The organism is Agromyces sp. H17E-10 (genome assembly GCF_022919715.1).
Taxonomy (GTDB): domain Bacteria; phylum Actinomycetota; class Actinomycetes; order Actinomycetales; family Microbacteriaceae; genus Agromyces.
Map to the genome: position 1 here is coordinate 3,337,159 of NZ_CP095042.1, position 16,167 is coordinate 3,353,325.

The following is a 16,167-nucleotide window of genomic DNA, read 5'->3' on the forward strand; positions in this document are numbered from 1 at the left end:
ACTGATGACGACTTCCGATGTGGCCTGGCCGCGGCAGGCCGGCCCGATCGAACTGCGGCTCCCGACCCGTGAGCTGCTCGACGAGGTGCTGGTGTGGCGCAACCGGCCCGAGGTGACGCGATGGCTGCTGCGCACCGAGGTCGAGCCCGACGCCTTCCGCAAGGCTTGGCTCGACGGCGTCGACGACCCGCTCGACCACTCGGCGATCGCGGTGCTCGACGGCGAGGTCGTCGGCACCGGCTCGCTGTGGATCACCGACGCGATGGGCCAGACGCATGGCGATCCAGACCGGTACGTACGCGCCGAGGCCGGCATCGGCTACGGCGTCGCCCCCGCCCACGCGGGCCGCGGCTTCGCCACCGAGATCGCCACGTCGCTGATCGACCTCGCGGTCGACGAGCTGGGCGTGCACCGGGTGACCGCGGGCTGCTTCGCCGACAACATCGCCTCGTGGAAGGTCATGGAGCGGATCGGCATGCGGCGCGAGCAGCACGGCGTGCGCGACTCGTGGCACGCCGAGCTCGGCTGGATCGACGGGTACACCTACGCGATCCTCGCCGACGAGTGGCGCGAGCGCCGGGCCGCCGAGCGGGAAGCAGCGGACTGAGCAGTACGACGGACCGGCACGACGAGTCGGCACGACGAACGGGCGGAGCGAGATGGACCTCGGGGCGAAGATCCTGACCACGCGATGGGCGGTGCGGCTGCCCATCCCGATGTTCAAGACGGGGTTCGGCTTCGTGTTCCTCGGCAGGCTGCTCATGCTCGAGCACCGCGGCCGGGTGAGCGGTGAGCGCCGGTACGTCGTGATCGAAGCCGCCGAGCACGAGTCGCATGATCGCATCGTCGTCGCCTCGGGATTCGGCAGGAGCGCGCAGTGGTATCGCAACCTCGAGGCCGAGCCGCGTTGCGGGGTGAGCGTCGGTTGGCGTCGACGGGTGCCTGCGCGCGCCGAACTGCTCGACGCCGACGAGAGCCGGGCACTGCTCGAGCGCTACGCCGCCCGGTACCCGAAGGCCTGGGCCGCGCTGCACCGATCGATCGTGGACGCCACGGGCGAGACCGACCCCGAGATCCCGATGGTCAGGCTGCACCTCGAGTCGGCGCGGCCGCCCCGCTGACACCGGCCGTGCCCAGCGCGCCGTCGACGAGCCGCCCGAGCGTCGCGAGCCCGTCGATCGAGAGCACCGACTCGAGGTGCCCCTGTACCGAAGCGACGCCTGAGCCGCGCAAGGCGTGCACGGCACCGGTGCGCGGGTCGGACGCGATCGCGAGGCCGTGCCGGGGCGTGCGCTCGAGGCCCGCGTCGTACGCCGTGAACGTGTTGTAGTACCCGATCGTCGCCGTCTCGCCGAAGATCGCGACCTCGCGCTGCACCCCCTGCTGGGGAGCTGCGAGCGGTGCGACGGCGAGGCCCGAGAGCCGCGCGAGCACCTGGTGGCTGAGACACACCGCGAGCATCGGCCGCTGCTGCCCGAGTCGCGCGGCGATGAGCTCGTGCAATCGGAAGATGCGCGGCTCACCGGTCTCGCGCGGGTCGCCGGGGCCCGGGCCGAACACCACGAGATCCTCCTCGGCCTCGACCGGCGCGTCCTGCCACGGCACGATGCGCGCCGCGACCCCGAGGTGGCGCAGTTGATGCGCGAGCATCGTCGTGAAGTCGTCGCCGGCGTCGACGACGAGCGCCGAGACGCCGCGGGGCGCGGCGCCCGGCTGCGGTGAGATCCAGAACGGCGCGAGGTGCGCATTGCGTTCGGCGAGCACCGTCGACACGGATGCCTCGGGGCCGGCGTCGCCGCGGGCGGCATCGGCGTCGGGTCCGGCGTCGGCGCCGGAGCATCCGACCCGCCCCGCGCCCGCCCGGGGGAGCGCACCGAGCGCCGTGAGCACGCCCGCTGCCTTCGCGTGGGTCTCGGCGACCTCGCCCGCTGGGTCGGAATGCCGCACGAGGGTCGCGCCGACCGGTATGCGAACGGTACCGGCGTCGTCGAGGTAGGCGGTGCGGATGAGGATCGGCGCGTCGAGGTCGTAACCCGCCCCGGTCGGCGTGAACCGCGCGAAGACGCCCGCGTAGTAGCCGCGCGGCGACGCCTCGTGCCGGGTGATGACCGTGCAGGCGTTGCCCATCGGCGAGCCCGTGACGGTCGGGGCGAACATGGTGCGGCGCAGCACCTCGCGCGGGTCGAGGTCGCTCGTGCCCTCGAGTACGTACTCCGTGTGCGTGAGCCGCGACATGCGCTTGAGGAACGGCCCGCGGATGCGGCCGCCGTCGGGGCAGACGGCGCTCATCATCTTGAGCTCCTCGTCGACGACCATCACGAGCTCCTCGCGCTCCTTGACGTCGGCGAGGAACGCGGCGAGGGCATCGCGCGACGGCGGCCCGTCGAGGTGGCGGAAGGTGCCGCTGATGGGGTTCATCGTGACGAGGCCGCCCTCGCTCGAGACATGGCGTTCGGGTGTCGCCCCGGCTGCCGAGAGGCCGGGCGTGTGCACCGCGAACGTCCAGTACGCGCCGCGTTCGTGCTCGAGCAGCGCCCGCAGCCAGCCGAGCACCGCCGTCGACGCAGGCGCCTCGGTCGACCCCCTGAACTCGCGCCGGATCACGAAGTCGGCGCCCTCGCCACGCCCGATCTCGTGCTCGATCACGCGCCGGACGACGGCGGCGTACTCGTCGTCGGCGAGGTCGACCCGCAGGTCGTCGACGGCGACGGGATGCCGCGGCAGTAGGCCGATCGCGGCGTCGACGGGCACCCGCTCGCGCTCGCGGACGACGAGGCACCGCAACGGTGCGCCGTCGTCGTGGGCGGCGAAGCCGCGCTCGCGCACCTGCCGGAACGGCACGAGCGCGAGCACCTCGGCCCCGTCGAGCGGGATGTCGGCGAGGCGCTCGACGTCGACGACGTCGCCTGTGAGCACGTCGAGCGTCGGTTCGTGCTCGCGCCGGACGACGGCGAACGCGGGCGGCTCGCTCGCGGCGAGCAGGGCGGTGAGGAGTTTCGTCATGGTGTCTCCGGTCGGGCCCCCGGACGGGACCCTCCGCAAACACGGAACGACCGCCCTCGGGCGGTCGTGAGTCGTCGAAAACGCGGGCCGCCTAGGAGGCGGGCCACCAGTTGCGGTTCGACGCGGTCATGTCGAGCACCATACGGCATCCGCCGCCGGCTGCGCCATCCGATGACGTCGATGCCGCACCGGCGACGCGGCGCCGGATTCACGCGATCGACATGATGCCTCCCCGGAGCCGAACCGATTCGATCGAAGGTGGGGGGCTCGCGTCCCCGCGTACTCGACGAGTCGCAGAGCGCACTCGACGGGTCGAGCCGAAACGAGGAGAGCATGAACGACCAGGTCCAGCCCGGATACAACACGCCGATTCCCGCGAAGATCACGACGCCCGCCCGAGTATCGACCCGCATCGGCGAACTGCAGTTCGCCGACGGCGTGCCCACGGTCGACACCGCGGCGAAGCTGTACGACCACCTCGACTTCCTACGCGGCGTCGAGGCCTTCCTGAACGCCGTGCCGGCAGCCTCGATGGAGGGCCTGCGCAGGGGTCTCGCCGGGCAGGGCGTCGACGCCGCACACAAGGCGGGCATCACCGATCGGCTGATGGACGCGAACCCGCTGTTCCTCACAGGCAACACCGACACCGTGTACGCCGTCGCGATGCTCGACATCGAGCGCGACGGGCCCACCGTGATCGAGGTGCCGCCCGGGTGCGGGCCCGGCACCGTCGACGACGCCTGGTTCCGGTTCGTCGTCGACCTCGGTGCGCCCGGCCCCGACCGCGGAGCGGGCGGTACCTACCTCATCGTCCCTCCGGGCTACGACGGCGAGCGGCCCGAGGGCTGGTTCGTCGCCGAGAGCCCCAGCGCCGTCAACCTCGTGATCATCCGCGGCTTCCTCGTCGACGGCAAGCCCGACCACTCGACGCAGCTGTTCGAGTCCGGCGTCAAGGTGTATCCGTTCTCGACCCGCGACGACCCGCCGGCCATGGAGTGGTCGTCGCTCTCGGGCAAGGTCATGAACACGGTGCACGCGAACGACTTCAGCTTCTACGAAGAGGTCGACCACGTCATCCAGAAGGAGCCGCTCGGCGTCATAGACGACGAGACCCGGGGCCTGCTCGCCTCGATCGGCATCATCAAGGGCTCGCCGTTCGCGCCAGACGAGCGGATGCGCGACATTCTCACCGATGCCGTCGCGGTCGGCAACGGCACCGCGCGCGCGATCTCGTTCCGTGCGCGCGAGCAGGAGTTCCTGCTCTACGACGACCGCAAGTGGCTCAATCCCATGCCGGGCGGAGACTACCGCTTCCAGCGCGCCGGCGGCGACGGCGGCCGGTTCCTCGACGCCCGGACCGCGTTCTTCTACATCGCGACCGTGAACACGCCCGCGATGGCGCTCAAGATGGTGGGCAAGGGCTCGCAGTACGGGTTCGTCGCGCTCGACTCGACCGGCGTGCCGTTCGACGGCGCGAAGCGCTACCGGTTGCGGCTGCCGGCCGACGTTCCGGCCGCCGATTTCTGGTCGATCGTCGTGTACGACCCGCAGACCCGCTCCGAGTTGCAGACCGGTCAGCACCTGCCGAGCCGCAACAGCAAGCGCGACGCACTGACGTACAACGACGACGGCTCGGTCGACATCGTCTTCGGGCCCGAGGAGCCGGCCGAACTCGCGTCGAACTGGGTGCAGACCGTGCCCGGCAAGGGCTGGTTCGTGCTGCTCCGCCTGTACGGCCCGCTCGAGACCTGGTTCGACGGATCGTGGAAGCCGGGTGACATCGAACCGAGCTGACCCGGCGCAGTACGATGCGGGGATGCCCGCCGCAGTCGATCCCGCGCTCGTCGCGCGCCTGCGCGCCGCGGGTTGCGTCTTCGCCGAGGCCGAGGCCGAACTGCTGGTCGCCGCAGCAGGCGACGACGACACTCGACTGGAATCGCTCGTCGCCCGCCGGGTCGCCGGCGAACCGATCGAGTACGTCGTCGGCTGGGCGGAGTTCGCCGGCCTCCGCCTCGACGTCGAACCCGGTGCGTTCGTGCCCCGGCACCGCACCGAACTGCTCGCCGCCGAGGCGACCCGCCTCGCCCGTGCGGCGTCGGGCGCACACGGCCGGCCGGCGGTCGTCGTCGACCTCTGCTGCGGCGTCGGAGCCATCGGCGCGGTCATCCTCGAGTCGGCCGGCGAGGTCGAGCTCTTCGCCGCCGACCTCGATCCGGCGGCCGTGCGCGCGGCGCGTCGCAACCTCGAGCCGCGCGGCGGACGGGTGTTCGAGGGCGACCTCTACGATGCGCTGCCCGCCGGCCTCGTCGGCCGCATCGACGTGCTCGCCGTGAACGCGCCGTACGTGCCCTCCGACGCGATCGCGCTCATGCCGCCCGAGGCCCGCGAGCACGAGGCGCTGCTCGCACTCGACGGCGGCGACGACGGGCTCGACGTGCACCGCCGGGTCGTCGCATCCGCCCGACGTCGGCTCGCGCCCGGGGGCGCCCTCGTCATCGAGACGAGCGAGGACCAGGCCGAGACGGCCGTCGCCCTCATGCGGCGCGGCGGACTGGAGCCGCGGCTCGTGCCGAGCGACGACGTCGACGACGACACCGTCGTCGTGGTGGGAGTGCGGGGGGGATGGCGCCGGACCGAGACGCCGGAAACCCGGACGCGCTGCCGGTGATCACCGGCGCCGGCGTTCCGCGAGCAGGCGAACGACCTCGTCGTCGCTCGTCTGCGCGAAGTCGAGGTAGTGCATCCCCACCGCCATGAATTCGGGCGGGGTCGACAGGCACACGATCGCGTCGACGTCGGGGGAGCCCTGCAGCTCGGCGAGGCTGTCAGGTGCGGCGACGGGGGTCGCCACGACGATCCGGGCGGCGCCGCGGGCGCGCGCGACGCGACACGCGACGCGCATGGTGGCACCCGTCGCGATGCCGTCGTCGACGATCACGACGTGACGGCCGGCGAGCGGGACGGGCGGCACCCCGCCGCGGAATCGTGCGACTCTCGCGTCGAGCTCGACCCGCTCGCGGTCCCGTACCTCGTCGAAGGTGCGCCGGTCGACGCGCGACATCGCGATGACGTCGTCGTTGCGCACGAGCGCGCCCTCCTCGCCGATCGCGCCCATCGCGAGCTCGGGCCGCCCGGGAGTGCCGAGCTTCCGCACGACGAGGACGTCGAGCGGCGCATCGAGCGACTCGGCCACCGGCGCCGCCACGGGCACGCCGCCGCGCGGCAGGCCGAGCACGACGGGCGCGTGCAGGACCAGGCCCGTGGCGGCACGCGAGTCGTCGAGGAGGCGGGCGGCGAGTCGCTCGCCCGCCTCGACGCGGTTCGCGAAGTGCTCCATGACGATCTCGGGATGCCTCGTGGCGGTGCCTCCACACCCTGACTAGTCCCGCGTGCGCCGGGCGTCAACCCCGGTGCGAACCGCCGAAAGCCGAGGGGACTTCGCGTTCGCGGCGTCGTCGCCTACACTGGTGCAAATCCTTCCCCGGGCTCCCCGGCCCGTGGGAACCCGTTCAAGGATTCGGCGGGCCCCCGACCCCGTCTGCTTGGAGAACCCGTGGGACGTCATACCGTCGCGGTGCAGGTGAAGAAGCCCGCCCGCAAATTCGTCATGTCCATCATCGGCGCGGTCGCCGTCGTCGCCGTCGTCGGCACGGGCGTCTTCCTCTGGATCGGCGGCCACCTCGATCCACTGCTCGCCTCGGCCGACGCCGGCTGCAGCGACCCGCAGAAGCTCGTCGTCGTCGCCGACCGCGCCATCGCCCCCGCCGTCGCCGAGGTCGCCGACGAGTTCGACCGTTCGTCGGAGCACTGCGTCACCACGGAGGTGACGCCCCAGGACTCGGCCGACACCTCGGCCGTGCTCGCGGCGGGCACCGTCGACGCCGACGCGTGGGTACCCGAGTCCAGCGTGTGGCTCGATCGCATGAACGCGACGGCCGCGTCGCTCGGTCAGCCGGCGCCCGTCGTCGACGCCGGTGACTCGGTCGCCTCCACGCCGATCGTGTTCGCCGCAGCCGCGACCGACGCGACGGCGCTCGCGAGCGAGCCGGTCAGCTGGGCGCGCGTGCTGCGCGGCGCGCTGCCGACGATCCTGCCCGACCCCGAGGCGTCCGCGGCGAGCCTCGCGGGCCTGCTCGCCCTCCGGGGGCATTCCCCGGCCGATGACCCGCGGCAGTTCGCCGGTGCGATGCTCGCCCTCGGCAAGTCGATCCCGGCGTCGACGAGCGCCGCATTCGGCGCGCTCGGCGTCGGAGACGCCCCCGCCGTCGTCATCACGAGCGAGGCGCAGGTCGCCGCGTACAACCAGGAGGACCCGGCGGAGCCGCTCGTCGCCGCTTACCCGGCAGACGGTACCGTGGCGCTCGACTATCCCTTCGTGCACCTCACGCTCGACAAGGACAAGCGGAAGCTCCTCGGCGACTTCGGCACGGCGCTCGCGGGCGCCCGGGAGACGTTCGCGAAGCACGGCTTCCGCGACCCCGACGGCGGCGGCAAGCTCGACCTCGCCGGCGTCGGCGCCTCCGGACCGGGGGCCGAACCCGCTCGCGACGGCGCCGCCCAGCTCGAGATCCTTCGCGCGTGGAGCGTGCTCACGCTGCGGTCGCGCATGCTGACCGTCATCGACGTGTCGGGTTCGATGGAGGAGCCGGCCGACAACGGCCTGCGTCGTATCGACGTCTTCCAGCAGGCGGCCATGGGGGCGATGGAGAAGTTCTCGGGCGAGGTCGAGCTCGGGGTCTGGCTCTTCTCGACGGCGCGCAACGGCGAGCTGGACTACGAGGACGTCTCGCCGATCGCCCCGCTCGCCGACGCGGCGCACACCCAGCAGATCGCGGGCATCATCCAGTCGCTGCCCGACCGGCTCGGCGGCGCCACGGGCCTCTACGACACGACGCTCGCCGCCGTGAAGCGGGTGCGCGACACCTACGACCCCGACAAGGTCAACTCGGTGCTGCTCATCACCGACGGGCGCAACGAGGACGAGAACGGCATCGACCTCGACACGCTGCTCGCCGAGCTGAAGAAGCTCGACGACCCGTCGAAGCCCGTGCCGGTCATCATGATCGGCTTCGGGCCCGACACCGACCTCGCCGCGATGCAGCAGATCGCGCAGGTCACCAAGGGCGCCGCGTACTCGGCGACGAAGCCCGAAGACCTCTCGACGGTGCTCGTCGACGCGCTCTCGCAGCGCAGCTGCCGGCCGAACTGCGGCTGAGCGGTAGCTCGAACACGACGGAGGGCGAGGGAGCGAACGCTCCCTCGCCCTCCGTCGTGTGCGTGGTCAGTGGCCGACCGGTGCGCCGTGCTCCATGTCAGCGGGTCGCCGAATGAGGAACGCGCCAACGATCGCGAAGAGCGACAGGATCGCCCCGACCATGAACGCCGAACTGATGCCGGTCGCGTTGGCGGCGATGGCGGAGGCCCCGTTCGCCTCGGCCACGGCGGTGCGCGAGGTCATCACGGTGATGAACAGCGCCGTGCCCGCTGCACCCGCGACCTGCTGCACGGTGCCGACGATCGCCGATCCGTGCGAGTAGAACCGCGGCTCGACCGAGCCGAGCGCCGAGGTGAACAGCGGCGTGAACATGAACGCGAGGGCGGCCGACATCACCATGTGCGCCACGAGGACGAGCCAGGGAGAGGTCTGGTCGGTCACCATCGTGAGGCTCCACAGCACGCCCGACACGACGATGGAGCCCGGCACGAGCAGCGGCGTCGGGCCGAACCGGTCGTAGAGGCGACCGACCGTCGGGCCGAGCAGACCCATGATGAGCCCGCCCGGCAGCAGCAGGAGACCCGTGTAGAGCGGCTCGAGCCCGAGCACGTCCTGCAGGTAGATGGGCAGCAGGATGATCGTGCCGAACAGCGCCGCCATCATGACGACCATGAGTGCGACCGAGAGGGCGAAGTTGCGCGACGTGAAGGTGCGGAGGTCGAGCAGCGCGCGGTCGCGGCGCTGCAGCAGGAGCTGGCGCACGATGAACGCGGCGATGCCGACGACGCCCACGGCCAGCGAGATCCACATCGCGGGCGCGTCGGCCGCACTGCGACCGCTGACGACCCCGCCGACGAGGCTGAGGCCGTAGACGAGCCCGCCGAAGCCGAACGCCGAGAGGATCACCGAGAACACGTCGATCGGCAGCTTGCGGGTCTCGCTCACGTTCTCGACCTTGCGGATACCGATCACGAGCATGGCGACGGCGATCGGCAGCACGAGCCAGAACATGAACCGCCACGTCAGGAAGTTCAGGATCAGGCCCGAGATCGTCGGCCCGATCGCGGGCGCCACCGACATGACGATCGAGACCCGCCCCATGAACCGACCGCGGTCGGAGGGGGCGACGAGCGTCATGAGCGTCGTCATGAGCAGCGGCATCATGATCGCGGTACCGGTCGCCTGCACGACGCGGGCGCCGAGCAGCACCTCGAAGCCGGGCGCGAGCGCGGCCATCAGCGTGCCCGCCGAGAACAGGCTCATTGCCGTGATGAAGATCGGCCTGGTCGGGAACCGCTGCAGCAGGAAGCCCGTGATCGGGATGACGACGGCCATCGTCAGCATGAACGCGGTCGTCAGCCACTGCGCTGCGGTGAGGGTGATGTGCAGGTCGTCGACGAGATGCGGGATCGCGACGCCCATGATCGTCTCGTTGAGGAAGACGACGAAGGTCGCGGCGAGCAGCAGCCAGATGACGCGCGTGTTGTTCGCGCCGTGGGCGGGCTGGTGGGCGACGACGGCCGCGTCCTGGGCGGCGGCGTCTGGACCGACCGCGGGCGTCGAGGCGGTCGAGGGGTCGAGGTCGGATACGGCGCGTTCGGTCACAGAGGAGTTCCAATCGAGATCGGCGCTGGAGCAGCACCGGAACGTGCGTCGAGATGAAGGTGCGGAAGAAACGGAACAGGTGGGTCAACCCGCAGCGGGCGACGCGCTATTCCCGATTGCCGAGATCGATCGGAACGCATGGAACACGGTCGAACCGGCGACCGTGTTCACGAAGGCTCGGGACCCGGCTCAGGGAGCCGGGGCCGGACCGTCGGTCGGCGTGGCGCGCGGCAGCCAGCCCTCGAGAATGGACTCTTCGGGGGCGAGCTCGTCGTCGAGCCGGCCGTCGCGAGCGGCGGTGTCGTCGTCGGCAGCGTCGGCAGGGGTCGGAGTCGAATCGCTCATGATGTCACGATAGCGCGCACCGCCGACACGGCCCGTGAGACGGCGGTGGCGGCATCCTCGATCTCGTCGGACGTCGTCGCGGAGCCGAGGGTGAACCGCACTGCCGTCTGGGCGATCTCGGCGGGCACGCCCATCGCCGTGAGCACGTGTGACGGGTCGTCGCGGCCTGCCGCGCACGCCGAGCCGCTCGAGCAGACGACGCCGTCGCGCTCGAGCTCCAGCAGCACCGCTTCGCCGCTCGTACCGGGGAAGACGAACGAGACGGTGCCGGGGAGGCGTGCGTCGACGGCGCCCGTGAGGCGGGCCTCGGGCACCTCGGCGAGCACGCGCTCGACGAGCCGCGCGCTCAGCGCGCCGACCCGCTCCGCGGTCTCGACGCGTTCGGCCTCCGCGAGCCGGAGGGCCGTCGCGAACGCGACCGCGCCCGCGACGTTCTCGGTGCCCGACCGGCGCCCGCGCTCCTGCCCGCCGCCGTGCAGCACCGGTTCGAGGGGGAGTCGCCCGCGCACGACGAGCACGCCCGTGCCCTTCGGCGCGCCGATCTTGTGCCCCGCGAGCGACAGCGCGTCGACGCCGAGCGCGTCGAGCGAGAGGGGGAGCCGGCCCGCGGCCTGCACCGCGTCGGTGTGCACGAGCGCGCCGACCCTGCGAGCGAGGGCGGCGAGCTCGGCGACGGGCTGCACGGTGCCGACCTCGTTGTTGGCGAGCTGCGCCGAGACGAGCGTCGTGTCGGGGCGGAGCACCGCCGCGAGGAGGTCGGGCGACACCCGCCCGGCGCCGTCGACCGCGACCTCGTCGAGCGCGAACCCGTGGAGCCTGGCGAGGGCGCGCGCCGACTCGAGCACCGCCTCGTGCTCGACGGCCGAGACGACGACGTGCCGGCCGCGCGGGTTCGCGAGCGCGAGCCCCGTGACCGCGAGGTTGTCGGCCTCGGTGCCGCCGCTCGTGAAGATCACGTCGCCCGGGCGGCAGCCGACGACCTCGGCGACGCTCGCGCGCGCGTCGCCGAGCGCCCGCGCGGCCTCGTCGCCGAGGCCGTGCCGGCTCGACGGGTTGCCGAAGGCGCCGGTCAGGTAGGGCCACATCGCCTCGAGCACCTCGCGGCGCACGGGCGTGGTCGCCGCGTGGTCGAGGAAGATCACGGATGCCCCGCTGGCACGCCGGCGTCGGCGTCGGCGTCGGCCGCGCGCTGGTCTCCGGGTGCTTCGACGACGACGTCCAGCCCGAGGTCGAGCGAGCGCACCGAGTGGGTGAGCGCGCCGACCGAGACGACGTCGACTCCCGTCGCGGCGATCGCCGCGACGGTGTCGAGGTTCACGCCGCCCGAGGCCTCGACGACCGCGCGCCCGTCGATGAGCGCGACGCCCTCGCGCAGCTCGTCGACGGTGAAGTTGTCGAGCATGATCGTGTCGGCGCCGCCGTCGAGCACGGCCGCGATCTGGTCGATGCGATCGACCTCGACCTCGAGGTGCGCGGTGTGCGGCATCCGGTCACGGGCTGCCCGCAGCGCGGTCGCGAGATCGACGCCGCCCGCGGTGAGCACGGCGAGGTGGTTGTCCTTCGCCATGATCGCGTCCGACAGCGAGCGGCGGTGGTTGCGGCCGCCGCCGTCGCGCACGGCCTGGCGTTCGAGGCTGCGCAGGCCGGGGGTCGTCTTGCGCGTGTCGACGATGCGGGCGCGGGTACCGTCGACCGCAGCGACGTAGCGCGCGGTGAGCGTCGCGATGCCCGACATGCGCTGGAGCAGGTTGAGGGCGACGCGCTCGGCGCGGAGGATGCCGCGGGCGGGACCCTGCACCGTCGCGAGCACGGCGCCCGCGGCGAACGGCTCACCGTCGCGGGCGAGCGGCTCGACCGCGATGCTCGGGTCGACCAGGCGGAACGCCGCTGCGAACACGTCGACGCCGCTGAGCACCCCCGGCTCGCGCGCGACGAGTTCGGCGGTCGCGGTGGCGTCGGCGGGGATGAGCGTCTCGCCGGTGAGGTCTCCCCACGGGGCGTCCTCGTCGAGGGCGGCGGAGACGATGCGCTCGATCTCGCGGGTGTCGGTCATCAGGCGGCCTCCTCGAGGTCTGGGCGGGTGGTGGTGGTCGGACGGCCGGTCGATGCCGAGGATGCCGCCGTCGGGGGGACCGACGCGGTCGGGTCGTCGGTGCGGAAGTGCGCGCCGACGCTCTCGCGGCGGGCCTGCGCCGCCGCGACCGTCAGCCGTGCGAGGCCGAGCAGGTTGCGGTCCTCGGCGGATCGTCGGTCGACGGGCGCGGGGGCGCTCCACGCGTCGAGCCGTTCGGCGGCCTCGGCGAGTCCGCGCGCGTCGCGCTCGAGGCCCACCCGGTTCCACATGAGCTCCTGCAGGGCTACCCGGTCGACCCGGGCCCCGGCCATTCCTGCGGATATACGATCCGCCGCGCCGGGCGTCGGGCCCGAAACCTCGGGGTGGCGGATCGTATATCCGCGATGCTGCTCGGCGGGAGCGGAGGGGCGGAGAGCAGCAGGCGTCGTGGGAGCGGCAGGGGCAGGAGCCGTAGCGCGGGGCGCACCGCCCGTGATCGCGCGGGCGGCGCGCTCGCCGAAGACGGCCGCCTCGAGCAGCGAGTTCGACGCGAGTCGGTTCGCGCCGTGCACCCCGGTGCAGGCGCACTCGCCGACGGCGTACAGCCCCGGAAGGCTCGCCCGCCCGTCGAGGTCGGTGACGATGCCGCCCATCGCGTAGTGCGCGGCGGGCGTCACCGGCACGGCCTCGCGGCCCCAGTCGAATCCGGCCTCGCGCACGACCCGGTCGAGCCCTGGGAACCGCGAGGCGAGGAACGCGGCGCCGAGCGCGGTCGCGTCGAGCCGCACGGGCTCGCCGTCCTGCTCGGCCATGCGCCGCCACACGGCCCGCGCGACGACGTCGCGCGGCGCGAGTTCGGCATCGGAGTGCACGTCGAGCATGAACCGGGCTCCCGATGCGTCGCGCAGCACGGCGCCCTCGCCGCGAACGGCCTCGGAGATGAGGGGAGTGCCCGGCGCGGCGAGCGCGGTCGGGTGGAACTGGGTGAACTCGAGGTCGGCGACCGCCGCACCGGCGCGCCAGGCGGCCGCGACGCCGTCGCCCGTCGCGACGTCGGGGTTCGTCGTGTGCCGGTAGAGGCGTCCGCTGCCACCGGTCGCGAGCACGACGGCGTCGGCGCGACGCTCGACGATCGTGCCGTCGGCGCCGAGCAGCCGGGCGCCGACGACGACGGGGCGGCCGTCGGCTCGGGGCTCGACGAGGAGGTCGACGAGCATCGTGCGCTCGTCGATGCGCACGGCGCGCCGACGCACGGTCGCGACGAGCGCGGCCTCGATCGCCGCTCCGGTCGCGTCGCCGCCGGCGTGCACGATGCGGGCGCGCGAGTGCGCTGCCTCGAGGCCGCGCGAGAGTCCCGACTCGCCCCGGTCGAACGCGACCCCGAACCTGATCAGGTCGCGCACGCGCGCCGGCCCCTCGTCGCACAGCACGCGCACCGCGTCGGGATCGGCGAGTCCGGCCCCCGCGGCGATCGTGTCGGCGAGGTGGCGCTCGGCCGAGTCGTCGGGGAACAGTGCAGCGGCGATGCCGCCCTGCGCGTAGCGGGTGTTCGTCTCGGCGAGCTCGGTCTTCGTGACGAGCTCGACGCTCGCTCCGGCGTCGGCGGCGCGTACGGCGGCCCAGAGCCCGCCGATGCCACCGCCGACCACGAGCACGCGGGTCATCTCAGGCTCCGGTCTCGGCGAGCGTCGGCGCGAGCACCGGCGCGGGCGCGGATGCCGCAGCCGGAGGCTTCGCCGCGAGCATGCGCTCGAGCGCCAGCCGAGCCGGGTCCGCCACGTCGGACGGCACGGTGATGCGGTTGACGACGCGGCCTTCGACGAGCTCCTCGAGTACCCAGGCGAGGTAGCCGGGGTGGATGCGGTACATCGTCGAGCACGGGCACACCACCGGGTCGAGGCAGAAGATCGTGTGCTCGGGGTGCTCGGCGGCGAGCCGCTGCACGAGGTTGATCTCGGTGCCGATCGCGAACGTCGAGCCGGCGGGCGCCGCGGCGATCGCCTTCACGATGAAGTCGGTCGAGCCCGCCGCGTCGGCGGCGTCGACGACGGGCATCGGGCACTCGGGGTGCACGATGACCTGCACGCCGGGGTGCGTCGCGCGCGCCTGGGCGATCTGGTCGACGGTGAACCGCTTGTGCACCGAGCAGAAGCCGTGCCAGAGGATCACCTTCGCGTCGGCGAGCTCGTCGGCGGTGGAGCCGCCGAGCGGCCTGCGCGGGTTCCACATCGGCATCTGCTCGAGGGGCACGCCCATCGCCTTCGCGGTGTTGCGGCCGAGGTGCTGGTCGGGGAAGAAGAGCACCCGCTGCCCGCGTTCGAAGACCTGCTCGAGCACGGTGCGCGCGTTCGACGAGGTGCACACGATGCCGCCGTGGCGCCCGACGAAGCCCTTCAGCGCGGCCGAGGAGTTCATGTAGGTCACCGGCACGACCGGCACCCGCCCCGCGGCATCCACGGCGTCGAGGTCGCCGTAGACCGACTCGAGCTGCTCCCAGCACTCCTCGACGCTCGAGAGGTCGGCCATGTCGGCCATCGAGCAGCCGGCGGCGAGGTTCGGCAGGATCACGGCCTGGTCGGGGCGCGAGAGCAGGTCGGCGGTCTCGGCCATGAAGTGCACCCCGCAGAACACGATCGCCTCGGCGTCGGGCCGGGTGAGCGCCGCGTTCGCGAGCTGGAACGAGTCGCCCACGAAGTCGGCGTGCTGCACGACCTCGTCGCGCTGGTAGAAGTGTCCGAGCACGACGACGCGGTCGCCGAGCGTGGCCTTCGCGGCGCGGATGCGATCGTGCAGCTCGTCGTCGGAGGCCCGGCGGTACGCCTCGGGCAGCGCACCCTGCCGGGGCGACCCCGTCGGGATGACGTCGCCCATCGACGCCCCGGGGCCGTAGCCGGAGGGCCCGGCGTCGAACTCCCACGGCCCCTTCGCGAGCTCGGGCGCGCAACTGGCGCCGGACGCGGCGCCCGTCGCGATGAGCTGCAGGCTGCGGTCGACGGATGCCGCGCGGCGGGTGGCGGCCGTGGTGTCGGGCGTCGTGATGGTCATGAGGCGGGCCTCTCGCTCTGGAACGGTTCTCGCACCTCGCCCGTGCGGGCGGCGGCGACGTAGCGGTACAGCTTCGGTGGGCGGTGCGCCGCGCCGGCGAGGAGCTCGCCGGTCTCGCGCAGGCGCCCCGACGCGATCATGGTGCGGCGGAAGTTCGCGGGGTCGAGCGGCCGCTGGAGCACCGCCTCGTACACCTCGCGGAGCTCGGCGAGCGTGAACGTCTCGCCGAGGAAGGCGTGCGCGATCTCGGTGTACTCGACCTTCGTGCGCAGTCGCCAGAGGGCGTACTCGACGATGCGGTTGTGGTCGAACGCGAGGCCTGGCAGCGTGTCGGCGGGCACCCAGCGCACGTTCGGTCCGGCGGTCGCGCGGGCTGCCTCGTCGCTCTGCACGAGCGCCCAGTAGACGACCGAGATCACGCGGGCATCGGGGGAGCGGTCGACCTCGCCGAACGTGTACAGCTGCTCGAGGTACTTGGGTGCGAGGCCCGTCGTCGCCCGCAGCGTGCGGGCCGCTGCGACCTCGAGCTCCTCGTTCACGGGAAGCCAGCCGCCCGGGAGCGCCCACAGGCCGAGCTGCGGCTCGCGGGTGCGGCGCACGAGCGGGGTCCAGAGCACGGCCCGCCCCGAGGCATCCGGCCGCAGCGCGAAGATGACGGTCGACACGGCGAGGCGCATGGGGGCGTCGAGCTCGTGCGGCATGCTGCGCCTCCTTCGGGCGAACCGTTCAGGTCACGGTGACTCGAACTCTGATGGACAGCAGCTTACAGTCACATTGACCAGAACACGAACTCGGTGACGCCGCTGACCTCGGATCGGTGCGGACCCTGATGCCCGGCCGTCGCGCCGCGAGCACGATCGAGGCATCCCATCAACACCCCCACCCCAACCCGAAAGGAGGC

The 16,167-nt window shown here is 72.7% G+C and carries 14 protein-coding genes; 5 read left to right on the forward strand and 9 right to left on the reverse strand.

Annotated elements, in window-relative coordinates:
• Positions 1-4 precede the first annotated feature (4 nt).
• Both MUN74_RS15205 and MUN74_RS15210 read left to right on the forward strand, forming a co-directional pair.
• Entirely contained in the window at positions 5-607 is a 603-nt protein-coding gene (locus tag MUN74_RS15205; protein ID WP_244853300.1) for a GNAT family N-acetyltransferase, read from the forward strand.
• A 52-nt stretch (positions 608-659) separates the two neighbouring features.
• Positions 660-1,121, forward strand: a complete 462-nt coding sequence (locus MUN74_RS15210) for a nitroreductase family deazaflavin-dependent oxidoreductase (protein ID WP_244853302.1) — start codon at positions 660-662, stop codon at positions 1,119-1,121.
• On the opposite strand, the gene MUN74_RS15215 is transcribed toward MUN74_RS15210, so the two are convergent.
• Positions 1,084-3,003, reverse strand: coding sequence for an anthranilate synthase family protein (locus MUN74_RS15215; protein ID WP_244853303.1), 1,920 nt, complete (start codon positions 3,001-3,003; stop codon positions 1,084-1,086). The two genes, MUN74_RS15210 and MUN74_RS15215, sit on opposite strands and share 38 nt — an antisense overlap.
• 333 nt (positions 3,004-3,336) lie before the next feature.
• Between MUN74_RS15215 and MUN74_RS15220 the strand changes: the two genes are divergently transcribed.
• Together MUN74_RS15220 and MUN74_RS15225 are read left to right on the forward strand one after the other, a co-directional pair.
• Complete coding sequence (locus MUN74_RS15220) at positions 3,337-4,797, forward strand: DUF1254 domain-containing protein (protein ID WP_244853305.1); 1,461 nt, start codon at positions 3,337-3,339, stop codon at positions 4,795-4,797.
• A gap of 22 nt (positions 4,798-4,819) precedes the next feature.
• On the forward strand, positions 4,820-5,671 hold the full coding sequence (locus tag MUN74_RS15225; RefSeq protein ID WP_244853307.1) for a putative protein N(5)-glutamine methyltransferase: 852 nt from the start codon (positions 4,820-4,822) through the stop codon (positions 5,669-5,671).
• On the opposite strand, the gene MUN74_RS15230 is transcribed toward MUN74_RS15225, so the two are convergent.
• Positions 5,672-6,340: a phosphoribosyltransferase gene (locus MUN74_RS15230; RefSeq protein WP_244853308.1), complete on the reverse strand. Its 669-nt coding sequence runs from the start codon at positions 6,338-6,340 to the stop codon at positions 5,672-5,674.
• A gap of 216 nt (positions 6,341-6,556) precedes the next feature.
• On the opposite strand from MUN74_RS15230, the gene MUN74_RS15235 reads away from it, so the two are divergent.
• Positions 6,557-8,218, forward strand: a complete 1,662-nt coding sequence (locus MUN74_RS15235) for a VWA domain-containing protein (RefSeq protein ID WP_244853310.1) — start codon at positions 6,557-6,559, stop codon at positions 8,216-8,218.
• A gap of 66 nt (positions 8,219-8,284) precedes the next feature.
• Here the strand turns inward: MUN74_RS15235 and MUN74_RS15240 are convergent, their stop codons facing one another.
• The 7 genes from MUN74_RS15240 to MUN74_RS15270 form a co-directional block, all read right to left on the reverse strand.
• On the reverse strand, positions 8,285-9,823 hold the full coding sequence (locus tag MUN74_RS15240) for a DHA2 family efflux MFS transporter permease subunit (protein WP_244853311.1): 1,539 nt from the start codon (positions 9,821-9,823) through the stop codon (positions 8,285-8,287).
• A 189-nt stretch (positions 9,824-10,012) separates the two neighbouring features.
• A complete protein-coding gene (locus MUN74_RS15245) occupies positions 10,013-10,168 on the reverse strand; it encodes a hypothetical protein (protein ID WP_244853313.1) in 156 nt (51 codons plus the stop codon).
• Positions 10,165-11,310, reverse strand: a complete 1,146-nt coding sequence (locus MUN74_RS15250; protein WP_244853314.1) for a cysteine desulfurase family protein — start codon at positions 11,308-11,310, stop codon at positions 10,165-10,167. Before MUN74_RS15250 ends, MUN74_RS15245 begins: the two co-directional genes overlap by 4 nt.
• Positions 11,307-12,221: a carboxylating nicotinate-nucleotide diphosphorylase gene (nadC, locus tag MUN74_RS15255; protein WP_244853316.1), complete on the reverse strand. Its 915-nt coding sequence runs from the start codon at positions 12,219-12,221 to the stop codon at positions 11,307-11,309. Before nadC ends, MUN74_RS15250 begins: the two co-directional genes overlap by 4 nt.
• Positions 12,221-13,885, reverse strand: a complete 1,665-nt coding sequence (gene nadB / locus MUN74_RS15260; protein ID WP_244853318.1) for an L-aspartate oxidase — start codon at positions 13,883-13,885, stop codon at positions 12,221-12,223. Before nadB ends, nadC begins: the two co-directional genes overlap by 1 nt.
• 1 nt (position 13,886) lies before the next feature.
• Positions 13,887-15,266 (reverse strand): quinolinate synthase NadA, encoded by a 1,380-nt coding sequence (nadA, locus tag MUN74_RS15265; protein ID WP_244853319.1) that lies wholly within the window; start codon positions 15,264-15,266, stop codon positions 13,887-13,889.
• Positions 15,263-15,967 (reverse strand): NUDIX hydrolase, encoded by a 705-nt coding sequence (locus MUN74_RS15270; RefSeq protein WP_244853321.1) that lies wholly within the window; start codon positions 15,965-15,967, stop codon positions 15,263-15,265. The genes nadA and MUN74_RS15270 overlap by 4 nt, the downstream gene beginning before the upstream one ends.
• Positions 15,968-16,167: the final 200 nt, after the last annotated feature.